Below are 18274 nucleotides of genomic sequence, written 5' to 3' on the forward strand. Positions count from 1 at the left end.
AGCCGATCTACGGACTGGCGGTCATCGGCCTCGTCCGCCCCGATCAGGTCCTGACCAACCGCGGCGCGCGTCCCGGCGACGTCCTGCTGCTGACCAAATCCCTCGGTGTCGGGGTCCTCAGCGCCGCCTTCAAACAGGACCGGCTGGACAAGGAGGGCTATCGCCTCCTCAAGGAGACGACCACCCGGCTGAACAGCTTCGGCGCCGAGCTCGCCGGGCGCGCCGGGGTTCACGCGGTCACCGACGTCACCGGCTTCGGCCTGCTCGGCCATGCGCTCGAGATGGCGCGCGGCGCGGGGGCGACGGTCGAGCTGACGTCCCGCCCGCCTGTCCTCGGCGACGCGCTACGGCTGCTGGAGGAGGGCGTGCGCACCGGAGCCTCGGCCCGCAACTGGGCCGCCTACGGCCACGAGGTCGACGGGCTCGAAGCCGGCGTGGTCCGCGACCTCCTGACCGATCCGCAAACCTCGGGCGGCCTGCTGATCGCCGTCGCCGAGGCTGAGGTTTCCGCCCTGCAGGCCCTCGCCCGGATAAACGGCTGCGGCGCCCTCCCTGTCGGCCGCGTCGTCGACGGCCCGGCCCGGGTGCAGGTCGTCGCATGATCCGGCGCACCGTCGAGCTGTGTCACCGGTCGCGCGACGCCTTCGACGCCATCATCGACGTGCGCAGCCCGGCCGAGTTCGCCCTCGACCACATCCCCGGGGCCATCAACCTGCCGGTGCTGGACGACGAACAGCGCGCCGCGGTCGGCACGGAATACGTCCAAGGCTCCAAATTCCTCGCCCGCCGCGCCGGCGCGGCCATGGTGGCCCGCAACATCGCCGCGCATCTTGAGGGCGCGCTGGCCGACCGCACCGGAAGCTTCCAGCCGCTGGTCTACTGCTGGCGCGGCGGGCAGAGGTCCCACGCCATGGCCACGGTGATGGATCAGGTCGGCTGGCCGGTCGCGGTCGTGCACGACGGCTATCAGGCCTGGCGGCGGCAGGTGACGGCGGCCCTGTACGACCAGCCCGTCCCGCATCGGCTGGTGCTGCTGGACGGCCCCACCGGCTCGGGCAAGACGGCGCTGCTGACGGCGCTGGCCGAACGGGGCGCGCAAACCCTGGATCTGGAGGCCCTCGCCGCCCACCGGGGCTCGCTGTTCGGCGCCATGCCCGGCGGCCAGCCGTCGCAGAAGGCCTTCGAGACCCGGCTGCACGACGCCCTCGATCGCCTCGATCCCGCCCGACCGGTCGTCGCCGAGGCCGAGAGCAGCAAGATCGGCGCGCGCGTCATTCCGCCGTCGCTATGGGCCGCGATGTCCCCCGCCCCCGTCTTCGAACTGGCCGCGCCCCTGTCCGCGCGCATCGCCCACATCGTCGAACACTACGCCGGCATCGCCGCCGATCCCGCCGCCCTCGACCAGGCCCTGACCCGCCTGCCTCGCCACCACGCGAAAGCGGCGATCGCGGAATGGCGCGGGATGGCGGCGCGTGGCGAGATCGACGAACTGGCTGCGGCCCTGATCGAGGCCCACTACGATCCCGCCTATCAGCGCACGACGCAGACCCGGAACCGGGCGGTGCTGGAACGGATCGCGATGACGGATCTGACGCCGGACGGACTGGCGGATACGGCGCGGCGCATCATGACGGCCCTCGACGCCTGACGCGGGCCGCCCTAGCTTCTCCGGATGACCCGTTCGCGCACCGCCGCCCTCTTCTCCTCGCTGAGCCTGTGGGTGCTGGCCGCCCTTGTCGGGGGACTGGCCGCCGGCGCCGCCGCCCAGACGTACGGCATTCCCGGTGGAACCGGCACGGTCGCCCTCGTCGAGGGCCTGGGCCAGCTGTGGCTCAACGCCCTGCGGATGACCATCATACCCCTGGTCTTCAGCCTGCTGGTGACCGGGATCGCCTCCATCGCCGACGCGGCCGCGACCGGGCGGCTGGCGCTCAGGACCATGATCGTCTTCGCCCTGCTGCTGCTGGGCGCGACGGTCTACGGCGTCCTCGCCTCCCTGGGCCTGCACGCGATCTGGCCGATCGATCCCGAGGGCGGCCGGCTGCTGCTGGCGGGCGCCGTAGGCGACGAGGCCGTGCGCCAGAACCTCGGCGGCGGCGGGTTTTCCGCCTTCCTGACCAGCCTGGCTCCGGCCAATCCGATCCGCGCGGCCGCCGACGACGCCATCCTCGGCATCGTGGTGTTCGCCATCGTCTTCGGCTTCGCCACCACCCGGCTGAGCGCGCGCCTGCGCCAGCCGCTGACCGTCTTCTTCGAGGCCGTCTCGGAGACGATGATCGTCATCGTCCACTGGGTGCTGCGCGCCGCCCCGTTCGGGGTCTTCGCCCTGTCGCTGGGCGTGGGCCTGAGGGCGGGACTGGGGGCCGCCGGGGTGCTGGGCCACTACATCGCCATCGTGTCGCTGGCCCTGATCGGCCTGATCCTGCTGACCTATGTGGTGGCCGTCGTCTTCGGCCGGGTCACGCTCGGCCGCTTCGCCCGCGCGGCCGCGCCGGCCCAGGTCGTGGCCTTCTCGACCCAGTCGTCGCTGGCCTGTCTGCCGGTGATGGTCGAGCGGGCGATCGACCGGCTCGGCGTCTCCGCGGCGACGGCCGGTCTGGTTCTGCCGCTGGCGGTTGCGGTGTTCCGCATCACCTCGACGGTCGCCAATCTGGCCGTCTGCATCTACGTCGCCCACCTGTACGGCATCGCCCTGACCCCCGGCGTGCTGTTCGCGGGCGCCGTCGCGGCCCTGGCGATCAGCGTCGGCACCGTGGGCCTGCCGGGCCAGGTTTCCTTCTTCGCCTCCATCGCCCCCATCGCCCTGGCCATGGGCCTGCCGCTGGATGTCCTGCCCCTGCTGCTTGCGGTCGAGGTCGTGCCCGACATCTTCCGCACCATCGGCAACGTCACCGCCGACCTCACGGCGGCGCGGATCGTCGAGGGCCGGGACGCGATCGCAGATCCGGAGGCGGCGTCGGGGATCTAGGGCAGAAGCAGCCAGAACACGGCTGCGACGCCGAACAGATGCGCGACGATCACGGCGCCCAGAAGGGTCCGGAACGGCTCCTTGCGCGTCTTGTGACGCAGGAGATGCTGCCCCGCCCACGCGCCCACGCCGCCGAACAGGGCGACCAGCAAAAGGGTGCTCTCCCGAACCCGCAGCCATGGTCGCGGGCCCGGGTCTTGTCGAACCAGAACAGGCCGAAGGCCACCAGTTCAGCGGCCAGCAGGATCAGCGAGACGCCGGTCACGCCGTTCAGTGGGCGTAGTCCTGGATCGGCCGCACATCCAGCTCGCCGGCCTTGATCGCCCCGATGGCCTGGGCCGCCGCCAGCGCCCCCGCCGTCGTCGTGTAATAGGGCATCTTCATCATCAGGGCCGTGCGCCGCAGGCTGAAGCTGTCCAGCAGCGCCTGCTTGCCCTCGGTGGTGTTGAAGACCAGCTGGACCTCGCCGTTCTTCATCGCGTCGACGATGTTGGGACGGCCYTCCAGCACCTTCTTCACATGRCCGACGGGCAGGCCCTGTTCGGTCAGATACGCATGCGTCCCGCCGGTGGCGACGATGCTGAAGCCCTCGGCCAGMAGCGTCTTCACCGCCTCGACGATGAASGGCTTGTCGCCGTCCTTGACGCTGACGAAGGCGCAGCCGGCCGTGGGCAGGGTGGTGCCGCCGCCGATCTGGCTCTTGGCGAAGGCGCGGGCGAAGGCGGGGGCCATGTCGGCCTCGCCGTCGCGCTTCCAGTCCAGACCCATGACCTCGCCGGTGGACCGCATTTCCGGCCCCAGGATGGTGTCGACGCCGGCGAAGCGGGCGAAGGGGAAGACGGCTTCCTTGACCGCGATATGGTCGTACGGCTTGTCGGCCAGGCCGAAGGATTTCAGCGGCACGCCNCCGCCGCCGATCTGGCTCTTGGCGAAGGCGCGGGCGAAGGCGGGGGCCATGTCGGCCTCGCCGTCGCGCTTCCAGTCCAGACCCATGACCTCGCCGGTCGAGCGCATCTCGGGGCCCAGGATGGTGTCGACCCCGGCGAAGCGGGCGAACGGGAAGACGGCTTCCTTGACCGCGATATGGTCGTACGGGACGTCCTTCAGACCGAAGGATTTCAGCGGCACGCCGGCCATGACCTTGGCGGCGATGGCGGCGATGGGCTGGCCGATGGTCTTGGCCACGAAGGGCGCCGTGCGGCTGGCGCGGGGGTTCACCTCCAGCACGAAGATGCGCGGGTTAGCGCTGTGCGGCTCCTCGATGGCGAACTGGACGTTCATCAGGCCGCGCACCTTCAGGGCGCGGGCCATGGCCTCGGTCTGGCGCTTCAGCTCGGCGACGATCTCCGCCGACAGGGAAAAGGGCGGCATGGAGCAGGCGCTGTCGCCCGAGTGGACGCCGGCTTCCTCGATGTGCTCCAGCACCCCGGCGACGAAGACCGTCTCGTCGTCGCACAGGGCGTCGACGTCGACCTCGGTGGCGCGGTTGAGATAGTGGTCGATCAGCACCGGATCGTCGCCCGACACCCGCATGGCCTCGCCGACGTAGCGGTCCAGCTGTTCGCGGTCGTGGACGATGACCATGCCGCGCCCGCCCAGCACGTATGAGGGGCGCAGCACGACGGGGTAGCCGACCTCGTCCGCCTTGTCGGCGGCCTCCTGGGCCGAGCGGGCGAGGCCGTTGGGCGGCTGCATCAGGCCGATGTCGTGCAGCATGACCTGGAACCGCTCGCGGTCCTCGGCCAGGTCGATGGAGTCGAGGCTGGTGCCGAGGATCGGCACCCCGTCCTCGTGCAGCGCATGGGCCAGCTTCAGCGGCGTCTGGCCGCCGAACTGGACGACGACGCCGATCAGGTTTCCGGTCGAGCGCTCGACCTCGATCAGCTCCAGCACGTCCTCGGCCGTCAGGGGCTCGAAATACAGCCGGTCCGAGGTGTCGTAGTCGGTCGAGACCGTCTCGGGGTTGCAGTTGACCATGATCGACTCGACGCCGATGTCGGCGAAGGCGAACGCCGCGTGACAGCAGCAGTAATCGAACTCGATGCCTTGCCCGATGCGGTTCGGCCCGCCGCCGAGGATGATGGCCTTCTTGCGGTCGGTCGGATGGGACTCGCACTGCGGGACCTGACCCAGGGCGCCGGTCTCATAGGTCGAATACATATAGGCGGTGGCGCTGGCGAACTCGGCCGCGCAGGTGTCGATGCGCTTGAACACCGGGCGGACGTTGAGGCCGCGGCGAGCCTTGCGCACGGCGGCCTCGGTCGTATCCGTCAGCTGGGCCAGGCGGGCGTCCGAGAAGCCCTTGGACTTCAGCTTGCGGAAGTCGGTGGGTTCAGTCGGCAACCCCTTGACCCGAATATGCCCTTCTTCCCGCACGATGTCGGCGATCTGGCGCAGGAACCAGGGCTCGTACGAGCAGGCGGCGTTGACCTCCTCGACCGACAGGCCGTGGCGGAAGGCCTGGGCGATGACGAGAATGCGGTCCGGCGTCGGCTGGCCCAGCGCCCGCACCACGGCGGCGCGGGCCGAGGCCTCGTCGTCGACGTCGACGACGCCGTCGATCTCGATCTCGTTGAAGCCGGTCAGGCCGGTCTCGAGCCCGCGCAAGGCCTTCTGCATCGACTCCTGGAAGGTCCGGCCGATGGCCATGACCTCGCCGACCGACTTCATCGAGGTCGACAGGGTCGCCTCGGCGCCGGGGTATTTCTCGAAGGCGAAGCGCGGGATCTTGGTGACGACATAGTCGATGCTCGGCTCGAACGACGCCGGCGTGACCATGGTGATGTCGTTGGTCAGTTCGTCGAGCGTGTAGCCGACGGCCAGACGGGCCGCGACCTTGGCGATCGGGAAGCCGGTGGCCTTGGACGCCAGCGCCGAGGACCGCGACACGCGCGGGTTCATCTCGATCACGACCATGCGGCCGTCCGCGGGATTGATCGCCCACTGGACGTTCGATCCGCCCGTCTCGACGCCGATCTCGCGCAGGACGTTGATCGAGCCCGTGCGCATGCGCTGGTACTCTTTATCGGTCAGCGTCAGGGCGGGGGCGACGGTGATGGAGTCGCCGGTGTGCACCCCCATCGGGTCGATGTTCTCGATGGAGCAGATGATGATGCAGTTGTCCGCCTTGTCGCGGACGACCTCCATCTCATACTCCTTCCAGCCCAGCACGCTTTCCTCGACCAGCACCTCGGTGGTCGGCGACAGGTCCAGACCGCGCTCGACGATCTCGCGGTATTCCTCGACATTGTAGGCGATGCCGCCGCCGGTGCCGGCCAGGGTGAAGGACGGGCGGACGATGGCTGGCAGGCCGACGAAGGCCAGGGCGTCCTCGGCTTCGTCGATGTGGTGGATGGCCTTGGAACGGGGGCTTTCGAGACCCAGCTTGTCCATGGCGTCGCGGAATTTCTGGCGGTCCTCGGCCTTGTCGATGACGTCGGCTTTCGCCCCGATCATCTCCACGCCCCATTTCTTCAGCGCGCCCGAGGCGTCCAGCGCCAGCGCCGTGTTCAGCGCCGTCTGGCCGCCCATGGTCGGCAGCAGGGCGTCGGGCCGCTCCTTGGCGATGATGCGCTCGACGAACTCCGGCGTNGGAATAGTCGAACTCGCACGCCTGACCGATCACGATCGGCCCGGCGCCGATAATGAGGATCGACTGGATGTCCGTACGTTTGGGCATCTCAGCCTCCGTTCAGTTCGTCACGACCGCGCACTCCCAGCCGTCGTAATCCAGCTGGAAGGCCGCGGCCCAGGATTGCATCATGGCCGAGACCGGGGCGAAGGACGCCTCGTCCACGGCCATCGTCGTCTCGAGGATGGTGGCGTCGTCCTGACCCCGGGTCAGAAAGCCGGCCCGCCGCGCGACCTCGTTCAGATCGTCGTGGTCCCCTTCGCCGTAGAAGTAAAACAGCGTGTGCCGCGGCGTGATCCCGCTGTCGCCATGGGCCGCCAGCGAGGCGCGCACCATGGCGTCGCGGTCTTCGTGGGGGACGGCGGAGTCTGACACGGGGGGCGGGCTCCTTGCGCGCGCGGCCTCAGGCGGCGGCGGGGCGCCGGCGCGGGTCGGTCGGGTTGTCGGTCAAGCGGCCCGTCTAAAGACGGGGGGAGGCGGTGGCAAGGCCGCGGGGCCGTCGCCGGCATGAAAAAGGGGGCGGCCCTCGCGAGCCGCCCCCTTCGTCTTGTTCCGGACCGTCTTTAGAACGGGCGGTAGTTCAGGCCGATGAAGAAGCGACGGCCATAGGGGTCGAAGTTGGAATACAGCGTCTGGCCCAGGGCCGGGGACTGTTCCGCATCGAAGGCGTTCACGACGCCCGCACGCATCGACAGGGTGTCGTTGACGTTATAGCGGAGCGTGAAGTCGTGACGGGTGAAGTTGCCGGTGTCGTAGTACTGGCTCTCACGGTTCTCGATGTTGACCACCTGATCGCGGTTGCGCGCGATGTTGTTGGCCGACTGCCAGTCCGCGGTCCAGTTCACGCTCCACACGTCGTTCGGCGTGTAGGTCAGCGAGGAGGTGAAGCGGACGTTCGGATAGAACAGGTTGCCGCGGCTGCTGGTGAAGGCGTTCGGGTTGGCCGGGTCGAGGAAGTTCTCCTGCTCGATCAGCCACGAGCCGGCGATCTTGTAGTCCAGACGGCCCCAGTCGCGGCCCGTCATCTCTTCGAGATCGAGGCGGTAGCGGGCGGTGAAGTCCAGACCACGGGTGGTCAGGGCGGCGTAGTTGCCGGCGCCCTCGATGAAGCCGCCGATCGGGTCGTTCGCCGGAGCGCCCAGACCGAACGGGATGCCCGGGTTGTTGCGGAAGATGACCGAGCAGGCCGAGGCGTTCAGCGCCGCTCCGTTGACGCAGTTGTTCGCCGCGGTCTGGGCCGAGATGAAGGCGATCACGTCGGTGATCTCGATCTCGTAGTAGTCGAGCACCAGGCTGAAGTTCGGAATGAACCGGGGCTGCAGCACCGTCGAGAAGGTGAACGATTCCGACTGTTCCGGCGTCAGGAACGGGTTGCCGCCGGTCACGCCCGAGACGCCGCCCGAATAGATCGGGTTGAAGTCGTCGGTGTTGGTCGCGGTGTTGCCGTTGAAGTCGAACGTCCGGCCCTGCTGGGCGGCGAGGGCCGTGCAGTTGGCGACCCGGTTGGCCCGGATGTCGGCCGGCTGCAGGATGATGTTCGCCGTGGCGCAGGGATCAACGAAGCCGTTCGCGAACGTCTCGCCCAGGGGCGAGAAATTCTCGCCCAGGTCCGGCGCGCGGAACGAGGTGTTGAAGCTGGTCTTGAACGTGATGTCCTGGATCGGACGGTAGATCAGGTTCACGCCGTAGACGTCGCCATGGCCGGCCGTCGTGTAATCGAAGTACCGGTAGGAGCCGCTCAGCTCGGCGTACTCGCCCAGCCAGCTGTCGCGGAACAGCGGCAGCGACAGTTCAGCGAAGCCTTCGTCGCTCTTGTACTCGGCGCCCGGGAAGTCCGGACCGCCGTTGAGGAACAGGACGCGACCGGCGGCGCCGGCGTCGCGGCCGATGGCCTCGGTGTATTCGCGGCGGTGCTCAAGGCCCAGCGCGACGCCGATCGGGCCTGCGCCCCAGAAGTCCCACAGCTGACCGGCGACGGTCGCGATGGCGTCTTCCTGCTCGTTGCGCTCGGTGTAGGTGATCGAGGCGTTGATGTAGTCGCGCGCCTCCTGGCTCTGATTGCCGCGGCCGAAGATGTTGAGCGGCCGGCATTCGGCGACCGCTTCAGCGCCCACCGCCCCGTCGCGCAGATCGGCGTTGCCGAACCAGTAGTCGTCGACCACGCCGCCGGGGGTGGCGGCGATGAGGCGCGAGCGGCAGACGATGGCGCCCGGAGTGCCCAGAAGGCCGGCGGTGTCGCGCACGGCGTCGGACGCCAGCTGCACGCGCACTACGTCGGTGCCGGTTTCCGTCTCCGTCACATCGACCTGGCCGTAGGTGTAGGACAGGCTCCAGTCGATGTTCTTGATGAACCCGATCTGTTCGAAATCGCCTTCGAGGCCGACCACGTAGCGCTGCAGTTCGCGGTTGCTGATCTGGCTGCGATCTTCGCCGAACAGGGTGTGACGGGCGAAGGGCGCCGGGGCGACTCCCAGGACCGCGCCGGGCGTGGTGGCGGTCGGCGTGCCATAGATGGTGATCGTGTTGGTCTGGATCGCCGTCCGCAGGTTGGCGGGCAGGAAGGCGTTGTCCGCCAGGCTGACGCCGAAGATGTTGAAGCCATAAGCAGGCTGGACTTCGTTCGGGCCGACGATGCCGTCGCGGATGATGAAGTCGTAGAAGTCAGGCTGCGACGCGAAGACGGTGTCTTCGTTCACATATTTGGCTTCGGCGAAGGCCCGGACGTTCTCGGTCAGGCGGAAGTTGGCGCCGACCTGGTAGCGCTGGGACTCCGACTCCGGCACGCGGGTGATGGTGCTGAACTCGGCGGGGTTGTCGCCGTCGCCGCCGATGTTGTTCGGGCGGTTCGCCCCGGTCGCGCCGATGCGCTGGCCGAAGTCGGCCGCACGCGCGGTCGTGCCGTCGAACACGAAGGTTTTGCCCGGCTGGACCGAATAGCAGACCGTGCTGGTCACGAAGCCAGCGATGTTGCAGGTCTGGTACGGCACGTCCGGATCGTTCAGCGGGCTGGCCTGCTGATTGTTGCCCAGCGTCGTCTGACCCCAGCGCGGGCGCTGCAGCGTGACGTAGTTGCGGAAGATCTGGTTATCCAGGACACCGTCCATACGAGCCGCCGCGGGATCCGCGTCGACGCCGATCAGGCCGGCCGAGTCGCGAAGCCAGTCGATGTCCATCGAGTTGACGGGGTCGAGCTGCTCGTACTCGGCGAAGGCGTACAGGTTCAGACGATCGTCGAAGAAGTTGTGGCCAAGCAGGGCGGAGATACGCTTCGATGCTTCGCCGTCCTGGTTGATCATGCCGTAGTTGGCGTCGATCTCGAGACCTTCGAAATCCTTGCGCAGCACGAAGTTCAGCACGCCCGAAACGGCGTCGGCGCCGTAGACCGACGAGGCGCCGCCGGTGATGATCTCGACGTCCTGGATCAGGAGGCGCGGGATGGTGTCGACGTCAACCGCCAGCGAACCGCCCTGCGAGCCAACGTGGCGACGACCGTCGACCAGGGTCAGGGTGCGGCCCGCTCCGAGGGAGCGCAGGTTGGCGAAGGACAGGCCGCCGATGCCCAGGACACCCGTGGTGTCGGACGGAACCTGCGAGTTCGCCAGCGCGGGAATTGTGGCGAGATAGTCGATGACCGTCGACTGGCCGGTCGTCAGCAGTTCTTCGCGCGTGACCTGGATCAGCGGGGTCGGGGCGTTGACAGGGTCGCGACGGATGCGCGAGCCGGTGACGACGACTTCATCGAGTTGGGTCGACGCATCATCCTGCGCCTCGGTCACGGTGACGCCCGGCAGGGGGCTGGCGTCCTGAGGCGTGGCGGGCGCGGTCTGCGCCCAGACCGGGGCGGCGGACATCGCCATGACGCCGGCGAGCACCGTGGACGCCAGCAGGCGATTACGAATAACAGTCATATATGAACTCTCGGGGGGTGAGTTTAAGAAGACGGGCGCAGGCTTCCCTGTCGCGACGGCGGCCACAAACTCACCACACATATATCCGGGTCAAGCTGGGCTGTAATAGAAATGCTTATATTCCGCCGTTATTGATATAAATGTTCCGAATCCGACACATAGAGATCAAGGCGGTGCTGAAAGCTAAGAATACATCGTTATTGGAGCGGGGTTAGCAGTTGGAGTCGATCCAGGCTGGCAGTTCGCTGATGCTGACCAGTCCTCCGTAGCGGGGGTGACCTTCGGGAGCTTCGGCGATTTCGTGGGCCCAGGTGACGGCGTACGGAATGTGTACCGCCCACGCCCCTGCGGCCAGTGCAGGCAAGACATCCGACTTCATCGAATTGCCGGCCATCACGGCTTCATCGGCCCCGGTGCCATGACGGGCGAAGACGCGGTCGTAGGTCCGACGGTCCTTTTCGGACACGATCTCGACCGCGGCGAACAGGTCGCCCAGCCCGGAGGCGGCGAGCTTGCGCTCCTGGTCCAGCAGGTCGCCCTTGGTGACCAGCACCAGGCGATACGATTCCGACAGCGCGGCCAGCGCCTCGTCGACGCCGGGCAGGGTCTCGACCGGATGGGCCAGCATTTCGCGCCCCGCGGCGAGGATTTCGCGCACCACCGACGCCGGAGCCTCGCCCCCCGTCAGTTCCATGGCCGTCTCGATCATCGACAGGGTGAAACCCTTCACGCCATAGCCGTAAAGTCGAAGGTTCCGCGTCTCGGTTTCGGCCAGCCGCGCTTCCAGCGTCGGGCGGTCGGCGTGATCGGCCAGCAGGGCGACGAACCGGTCGTGCGTCAGCCGGAAGATGGTTTCATTGTGCCAGAGCGTATCGTCGGCATCGAGGCCGACCGTGGTGATGTTCATGCCGCTCCCTAACACTGCAACCGGGCGCGGGGGAGGGGGCGGACCGCTCGGATGATGTCGCTATGGTCAACAGTTCTTGACTACGTTTGTCAGGGTTACGTTCTTGGGTTCACGGTTATCCTGACGACTCTGGGGGAACTTCACCGGCCAGCCAAAGGGGGCGGTCATGACACAAGTTCCAGCGTACCCGACAGTCGGTGATCCCGGGGGGACTCCCGCGGGCGAAGGCTCGTACTCACGCCTCGGCGAGCGCCGCGCCTACGCCGCGCCCTACGAAAGCCTGACCTTCGGCCTGGTGACCCGCGCCGGGCGTGAACTGACCGTGACCCTGGCCGCCCAGCCCGTCTTCGATCTGGACCGGTCGACGCCGGTGAGTCGACGGATTCGCCGGAGCGTCCGGCACCGCGGCGGAGAATCCGCCCTGGCGGCCCTGGGCCGGCGCACGCTGGAACCGGTCGATCTCAAACGTATCGACCTTCAGACCCTGAATCACGGCCTGGACCTGCTGCATCTGGGTCCGCAGGACACGGGCGTGCTGCCCGCCTTCTGGCGGACCGTGGCGTCCAGCCGCGGGCGGTTCGCGCTGCTCTGCAGCGAGCTTCACGGCTCTGTTCCCGGCAACCTGCTGGTCGAAGTCATGGGCGGTCTCGAACAGGCGCCGCCCGAAATGATCGACGAGTCCATCGGCCATTTCGAGACGGCGGCGCTTGGCGTGGTCCTGCACGTCGCGCCCGACCCTGGCCTGGTGCGTCGGCTGGCCGGGGTCCGCGCCCGCTGCCTGGCGATCGACTTCGCCGGCGTCGCCCACGACGGACCGCGCGAGTGGCAGTCGGCCCAGGACCTGATCGCCGCCGCGCGCCAGACCTGCAACCAGGTTCTGCTGCTGAACCTGCGGCCCGACCGCGGCCTTGCGGCCCAGGCCGCCGGCGCCACCCATGCCGTGTTCGCAGGCATGGAAGCGATCACTGTCTAACCAGTTGACGCCGCCTTCGCCCCGGGGCCTTGATCCCGGTCATGCAGGCCACGCTTCCCGCCCGACTCTACGGCTGTCCCGACGCATGGGCGCGCGAGCGATCCGCCGTGTTCGGGCGCGCCTGGCTGCTCCTGGGTCATGAGGCCGAGGCGGCCTCGCCCGGCGACTGGATCGCGTCCGACGTGGCCGGCCATCGTCTGCTGGCCCTGCGCGGCAAGGACGGCGTCCTGCGCGCCTTCCACAATGTCTGTCGCCACCGTGCCGGACCGCTTGTGACGGGGCGGCAGGGCCATTGCGAAGGCGAACTGGTGTGCGCCTATCACGGCTGGCGCTACGCCCTGGACGGGCGGTTGCGGTCCGCGGCCGGCTTTGGCGCGACGGACGGGTTCGACCCCCGCGAGTTCGGCCTGTTGGCCCTGCGGCTCGAGACCTGGCGCGGGCTGGTCTTCGCTAATCTCGACCCGGACGCCGCGGCGCTTGCGGATCTGGTCGCGCCGCTGGAGGCCCTGCTGGCCGAGCGCGGCCTCGCCATAGCCGCGCCAGCCCTTCGCCGCAGCCACGACCTGGCCTGCGACTGGAAGACCTATGCCGAGAACTATCTCGAGGGTTACCACATCGGCACTGTCCACCCCGTGCTGGCGGAGGAGCTGGGGCCGGCCGAATACCGTATCCGGGTCGAAGGCGACCTGGTCGTCCAGGAGGCTGTGGGCGTCAACGACGGACCGCAGGCGGGGGTGTGGGGCTGGCTGTGGCCGAACCTGGGGATCAACGTCTATAGGGACGGCGCCATGATCGAGCGGATGACCCCGGTTGGCCCGGGGCGGACAAGGCTGGACTATCTATTCCTGAACGACGGCGGCGAGGCGGCGCTGGGCGACGCGCTCGAGGCCTCCGATCGCCTGACGGCGGAGGACGCGGCCATCTGTGAGGCGGTGCAGGCCAATCTGTCGGCCGGGGCTTATGACCGCGGCGTCCTGAGTCCGCGCCACGAGGCCGCCGTGGCCTGGTTCCAGGCCCGTATCGCAGAGGTTCACCCATGACCGACACGCCGATCGAGGACCGGCAGAAGCTGGGCTGGGGCCTCGCAGCCCTGGTCGTGGCCGGAAACATGATTGGTTCAGGGGTCTATCTGCTCCCCGCGACCCTGGCCCCCGTCGGCTCGTCGAGCGTCGTGGGCTGGCTGGTCGCCGGCGCGGGCGCGGTCACCCTGGCGCTGGTGTTCGCCGCGCTGGGACGCTTGCAGCCGGACGCCGACGGCCTTTCGGGCTTCGCCGAGCGGGGCCTAGGGCGCTTCTTCGGCTTCCAGACGGCGCTGGCCTTCTGGACCGCCTGCCTCGTCGGCAATGTCGCCATCGCGGTCGCGGCCACCGGCTATCTGGGCTTTTTCTTCCCGGTGCTGAAGGAGCCGGTGGCGGCGACCTTCTGCAATCTGGGCCTGATCTGGCTGACGACCGGCGCCTATATCCTCGGCGCGCGAACCGCCTCGCGTTTTGCGGCCCTGGCGCTGGCCATCGGCCTGGTTCCCATCGTCATCGCGGTGGCCGCCGGGGTTACAGCCTTCAGCGGCGAGACCTTCACCGCCTCCTGGAGTCCGTCGGGAAACAGTCTGGCGGAAAGCGTTCCCGCCTCGCTGGCGGTCATCTTCTGGGCCTTCCTGGGGGTCGAAAGCGCGGCGGTGCTCTCGGCGAGGGTCCGGCATCCCGCGCGCGACGTCGGCCGGGCCTCGATCGCCGGCGTGTTGCTGGCGTCGCTCGTCTATGTCGCGGCCAGCGTGGCGGTGTTCGGCGTCATACCTGCCGGGGTGCTGGCCCAGTCCTCCAGCCCCTATGCCGATCTGACGGCGCGCGTGTTCGGGGCCTCGATCGGGGCGGCGGTGGCGGCGGCGGCCGTGGTCAAGGCGGTCGGCACCCTGAGCGGCTGGGTCATGCTGGGCGGCGAGACGGCGCGGGCGGCGGCACGGCGCGGGTATCTGCCCGCAGGATTCGGGGCGGGCGAACGCACGCCGATCGCCAACCCCCTGCTCGGTGGCGCGATCATGAGCGTGGTGGCGGTAATTTCCGGCCAGCCCACCCTCGGGGGGCAGTTCGGCATGCTGATCGGAGTGACCTCGGTGCTCAGTCTCGTCGTCTACGGTCTGTGCTCAGCCTCGCTGTTCCGGCTGGCGCGCTGGACACGGGCGCGCGGCGTGGCGGCGCTGGGCCTGCTGTTCACATCGGCGGCGGTTGTCGCGGCGGCCCCCGGCTATGTCCTTCCGACGGCCATCTTTTTCCTGGTGACGACGGGGGTGTGGTTTGCCTTCATGCGCAAGTCCTCGGCCCCCGTTGACCCCGGGGCGGCGCCTCTTTAGCAACGCCGCCGTTTGCTCGCCGGGATTCGGTGCTAGGGAGCCTGTCATGACCACCCAGCTTCTTCCCGGCGTCACCGGCGTGCTCGCGCTCGCGGACGGTACCATCCTGCAGGGCCTCGGTTGCGGCGCGACCGGATCGGCCCTCGGCGAGGTCGTCTTCAACACGGCCATGACGGGCTATCAGGAAATCCTGACCGATCCGTCCTACATGAGCCAGATCCTCGCCTTCACCTTCCCGCACGTCGGCAACACCGGGACCAACGTCGAGGATCTGGAGCAGATCGGCGGCGGGTCAGACACCTCGGCGCGGGGGGCCGTTTTCCGCGACATGCCGACCGATCCGGCCAACTGGCGGGCCGACAGTTCGTTCGACGACTGGATGAAGCGCCGGGGCGTGGTCGGCCTGGCCGGGGTCGACACCCGGGCCCTGACCGCCCTGATCCGCGACGGTGGCGCGCCCCATGCGGTGATCGCCCATGATCCGGACGGCAAGTTCGATCTTGAGGCGCTGGTGGCCGAAGCGAAGGCGTGGAACGGTCTCGTCGGCCTCGATCTCGCCAAGCCCGCCTCGACGCTGCAGGCGTTCGAATGGGACGAGGGGCTGTGGGAATGGCCCGAGGGTCATCCCCGCGTGGACGCCGTCGACAGGTCGGTGGTGGTCGTCGACTACGGGGTGAAGCGCAACATTCTGCGGGCCCTTGCCTCGACCGGCGCGAGGATCACCGTGGTGCCGGCCACGACGACGGCCGAAGAGATTCTGGCGCGCAAGCCCGATGGCGTGGTCCTGTCCAACGGGCCGGGCGATCCGGCGGCGACAGGCGTCTATGCTGTGCCCGAGATCAAGAAGCTGGTCGACAGCGGCACGCCCCTGTTCGGCATCTGCCTCGGCCATCAGATGCTGGCCCTGGCCCTGGGCGCCAAGACCATCAAGATGGATCAGGGCCACCACGGGGCCAACCACCCTGTCAAGGATCTGACCACCGGCAAGGTCGAGATCGTATCCATGAACCACGGCTTCACCGTCGATCGCGACAGCCTGCCGGACGCGGTCACCGAGACCCATGTCAGCCTGTTCGACGGCACCAACTGCGGCATCGCCATGAGGGACCGGCCCGTGTTCAGCGTCCAGCACCATCCAGAGGCCTCGCCGGGCCCGACCGACAGTCTCTATCTGTTCCAGCGGTTCGCGGATTCGATGCGCCGCTGAATCCGAAATCTGGCGCGCCGTGACCGGTTGGGTTCGCGACGGGCCGGCGACGGTCACCCGAGATCAGGGGAGAGGCGCGAAGCTCTTCTCTTCGCGCAGGGCGCTGGCCTTGCGCACCGCCACAGGGGCCGCGTGCAGCCAGTAGTCGGCGTCCTCCAACCGGTTCGAGCGCAGCCGCTCGGCGCCGCGCATGCGCCGCAGGGCCGCATTCTCCAGCAAGCGAGCGTGAAGAGCGCGGGGAGACAGGTCGGTGATGGCGGGCGAACCGGGGACGGCGACGGGGTCGGGACCCTGGGGCTCGACCGCCGGGCGGGCGATGCTCAGGAACATGGATAGTCTCTCTCATTCTCGGGCGGGCCGCGATCTTCGCCGCAACCCCGTCCAGGCCCATCCTTCTTCACGGACAGTCCCATGGTTAATCCACAGGTCTGTGGATCGTTCCGATAGGGTCAGGAAAATGCGCGCATATTCAGGCGGTTATGGTCGCGCTTTGGCCTTTCTGGTTAACAAAAGGTAAAGGGCCCCAAAGCGTTGAGTCGCGCGCTATAAGGCGCAGGTGCGCTTCGACGACCGCTTCCTTGAAGAACTGAAGGCCCGCCTTCGGCCGTCCGACATCATCGGACGGACGGTGAAACTCAAGCGTCAGGGACGCGAGTACGTCGGCCTGTCGCCCTTCACCAAGGAGAAGTCGCCGTCCTTCTTCGTCAATGACGACAAGGGCTTCTTCCACGACTTCTCGTCCGGCAAGCACGGCGACGTCATCTCCTTCCTGCAGGAGACGGAGCGGCTGAGTTTCGTCGAGGCGGTGCAGCGCCTGGCCGGGGAGGCGGGCATGGCCCTGCCGGCCGAAGACCCGCAGGCGGCAGAGCGCGAGGCGAAGAAGCAGGGGCTGACCGACTGGATGGATCTGGCCCAGAAATGGTTCGCGGCCAACCTGCGCCGTTCGCCCGGCAAGGCGGCGCGGGAGTACCTCGAGAAGCGTGGCCTGCCCGAGGATCATTGGGAGCGGTTCGGTCTCGGCTATGCGCCCAATGACCGCGAGGGGCTGAAGAACGCCCTGGTCCAGCGCGGGGCCCGTCCCGGCGATCTGGTCGAGGCGGGCATGCTGATCGCTCCGGAGGGAGGGGGTGCGCCTTATGACCGGTTCCGCGACCGGCTGATGTTCCCCATCCTCGACGCGCGGGGCCGGATCGTCAGCTTCGGCGGCCGGGCCATGAATCCGGATGACCGGGCAAAATATCTGAACGGCCCGGAGAGCCCGCTCTTCCACAAGGGCGCGACCCTGTACGGCCTGCCCGAGGCGCGACGCATCCTCGGCGCCGAGTCCAGGAGCGACCAGGCCATCGTCGTCGTTGAGGGCTATATGGACGTGATCGCCTGCCACCGCGCCGGCATCCCCGCCGTCGCGTCCATGGGCACCGCCCTGACCGAGGAGCAGATGGAGCGGCTCTGGCGGGTCTCGCATGAGCCGGTGCTGTGCTTCGACGGCGACGCCGCCGGCCGCCGGGCGGCGTATCGGGCCATCGACAGGGCCCTGCCGCAGCTGAAGTCGGGCCGCTCGTTCCGCTTCGCATTGCTGGAGGGGGGGCAGGACCCGGACGACATCCTGCGCGACAAGGGGGCCCCGGCCCTGCGTCAGGCCATGGCCGCGACCCGTCCCTTCGCCGAGGTGCTGTTCCAGAAGGAGGCCGAGGTCGAGCCGCTGGATTCGCCCGAGCGCCGGGCGGGCCTGAAAGGCCGTCTGCGTCAGGCCGCCTCCGCCATTCAGGACAAGGATCTGGCCGAACAGTATCGCCGCGAACTGTTCGACCGTTTCGACGCCCTGTTCCCGGCGCGCCGCGCGTCCACGAACCCGCCCGCCGCCGGTCCCGGCGGCCGGTGGCGTCCGGGCCCGCCGCCCAAGCTCGGTCAGACGGCCGAGGGAGCGCAGGCAATGCAGTCGCTGTCCCGGTCGATCGAGCCGGTTGCGGCGGCCCTGGCCCACGGCGCGATCGACGATCCCGAGCGGATGGACGATCATCTCGAGGCCATTGCGGCCCATGGGTTCGGCGATCGGGCCCTGGACGGCCTGGCKCAGGAGATGGTTCGGCTKCGCTTCTCGGGTCAGGACCTTGACTCRGCYGCCCTCCGACGCCATCTGGCGCAATCGGGTCACGGCGTYYTAATGCACGAGGTCGAGAAGGCGGCGGCAAAGTCCGGCGCGCCCTTCCTGGCCACAGACAAGCCCCTCGGCGAGGCGCGGATCCGATGGTCGCAGGCGTTCGACGCGCTTATTCGCGTGGCGGCGCTGGAGGATGCCCTGACTTCGGCGCGTGGCGTGCCGGGGCAGGACG

The 18274-nt window shown here is 68.6% G+C and carries 13 protein-coding genes and 3 pseudogenes; 8 read left to right on the forward strand and 8 right to left on the reverse strand.

Features of this window, described 5'->3' with window-relative positions:
* From selD to ASD25_RS25435, 3 genes are all read left to right on the forward strand, one after another.
* On the forward strand, nt 1-602 hold a 602-nt coding region (gene selD / locus ASD25_RS25425), incomplete at its 5' end, for a selenide, water dikinase SelD (protein WP_156389475.1).
* Entirely contained in the window at nt 599-1648 is a 1050-nt protein-coding gene (gene mnmH / locus ASD25_RS25430; protein WP_055828084.1) for a tRNA 2-selenouridine(34) synthase MnmH, read from the forward strand. The genes selD and mnmH, both read left to right, overlap by 4 nt.
* A gap of 24 nt (nt 1649-1672) precedes the next feature.
* A complete protein-coding gene (locus ASD25_RS25435) occupies nt 1673-2968 on the forward strand; it encodes a dicarboxylate/amino acid:cation symporter (protein WP_055828087.1) in 1296 nt (431 codons plus the stop codon).
* Here ASD25_RS25435 and ASD25_RS25440 read toward each other — a convergent pair.
* The 7 genes and pseudogenes from ASD25_RS25440 to ASD25_RS25460 form a co-directional block, all read right to left on the reverse strand.
* Nucleotides 2965-3120, reverse strand: coding sequence for a DUF1294 domain-containing protein (locus tag ASD25_RS25440; RefSeq protein WP_235561704.1), 156 nt, complete (start codon nt 3118-3120; stop codon nt 2965-2967). The two genes, ASD25_RS25435 and ASD25_RS25440, sit on opposite strands and share 4 nt — an antisense overlap.
* Nucleotides 3121-3238: 118 nt before the next feature.
* Nucleotides 3239-3874 (reverse strand): annotated as a pseudogene (locus ASD25_RS32475) (carbamoyl phosphate synthase large subunit); the annotation flags it as partial.
* Between the two features lies 1 nt (nt 3875).
* Nucleotides 3876-6559, reverse strand: a pseudogene (gene carB / locus ASD25_RS25445) (carbamoyl-phosphate synthase large subunit); the annotation flags it as partial.
* Nucleotide 6560: 1 nt separating this feature from the next.
* A pseudogene (locus ASD25_RS32480) lies at nt 6561-6647 on the reverse strand (hypothetical protein); the annotation flags it as partial.
* Between the two features lie 12 nt (nt 6648-6659).
* Nucleotides 6660-6974, reverse strand: coding sequence for a hypothetical protein (locus ASD25_RS25450; RefSeq protein ID WP_235561705.1), 315 nt, complete (start codon nt 6972-6974; stop codon nt 6660-6662).
* Nucleotides 6975-7162: 188 nt separating this feature from the next.
* A complete protein-coding gene (locus tag ASD25_RS25455) occupies nt 7163-10507 on the reverse strand; it encodes a TonB-dependent receptor domain-containing protein (protein ID WP_056621467.1) in 3345 nt (1114 codons plus the stop codon).
* Between the two features lie 211 nt (nt 10508-10718).
* Entirely contained in the window at nt 10719-11414 is a 696-nt protein-coding gene (locus tag ASD25_RS25460) for an HAD family hydrolase (RefSeq protein WP_055828096.1), read from the reverse strand.
* Between the two features lie 166 nt (nt 11415-11580).
* Between ASD25_RS25460 and ASD25_RS25465 the strand changes: the two genes are divergently transcribed.
* The 4 genes from ASD25_RS25465 to carA are packed head-to-tail and all read left to right on the forward strand — an operon-like array spanning nt 11581 to nt 15941.
* The gene (locus tag ASD25_RS25465; protein ID WP_156376906.1) at nt 11581-12387 is read left to right on the forward strand and encodes a hypothetical protein; all 807 of its coding nucleotides are present in this window, start codon (nt 11581-11583) and stop codon (nt 12385-12387) included.
* A gap of 41 nt (nt 12388-12428) precedes the next feature.
* Complete coding sequence (locus ASD25_RS25470; RefSeq protein ID WP_055828101.1) at nt 12429-13427, forward strand: aromatic ring-hydroxylating dioxygenase subunit alpha; 999 nt, start codon at nt 12429-12431, stop codon at nt 13425-13427.
* Nucleotides 13424-14734, forward strand: coding sequence for an amino acid permease (locus ASD25_RS25475; RefSeq protein ID WP_055828104.1), 1311 nt, complete (start codon nt 13424-13426; stop codon nt 14732-14734). The genes ASD25_RS25470 and ASD25_RS25475 overlap by 4 nt, the downstream gene beginning before the upstream one ends.
* A 46-nt stretch (nt 14735-14780) precedes the next feature.
* Nucleotides 14781-15941 (forward strand): glutamine-hydrolyzing carbamoyl-phosphate synthase small subunit, encoded by a 1161-nt coding sequence (gene carA / locus ASD25_RS25480; RefSeq protein WP_055828106.1) that lies wholly within the window; start codon nt 14781-14783, stop codon nt 15939-15941.
* 63 nt (nt 15942-16004) lie between these two features.
* Here the strand turns inward: carA and ASD25_RS25485 are convergent, their stop codons facing one another.
* The gene (locus ASD25_RS25485) at nt 16005-16271 is read right to left on the reverse strand and encodes a hypothetical protein (RefSeq protein ID WP_055828109.1); all 267 of its coding nucleotides are present in this window, start codon (nt 16269-16271) and stop codon (nt 16005-16007) included.
* Nucleotides 16272-16497: 226 nt separating this feature from the next.
* Here ASD25_RS25485 and dnaG point away from each other — a divergent pair.
* Nucleotides 16498-18274: DNA primase (dnaG, locus tag ASD25_RS25490; RefSeq protein WP_082572626.1), on the forward strand; the 1777-nt coding region annotated here is incomplete at its 3' end.

The organism is Brevundimonas sp. Root1423, from assembly GCF_001426805.1.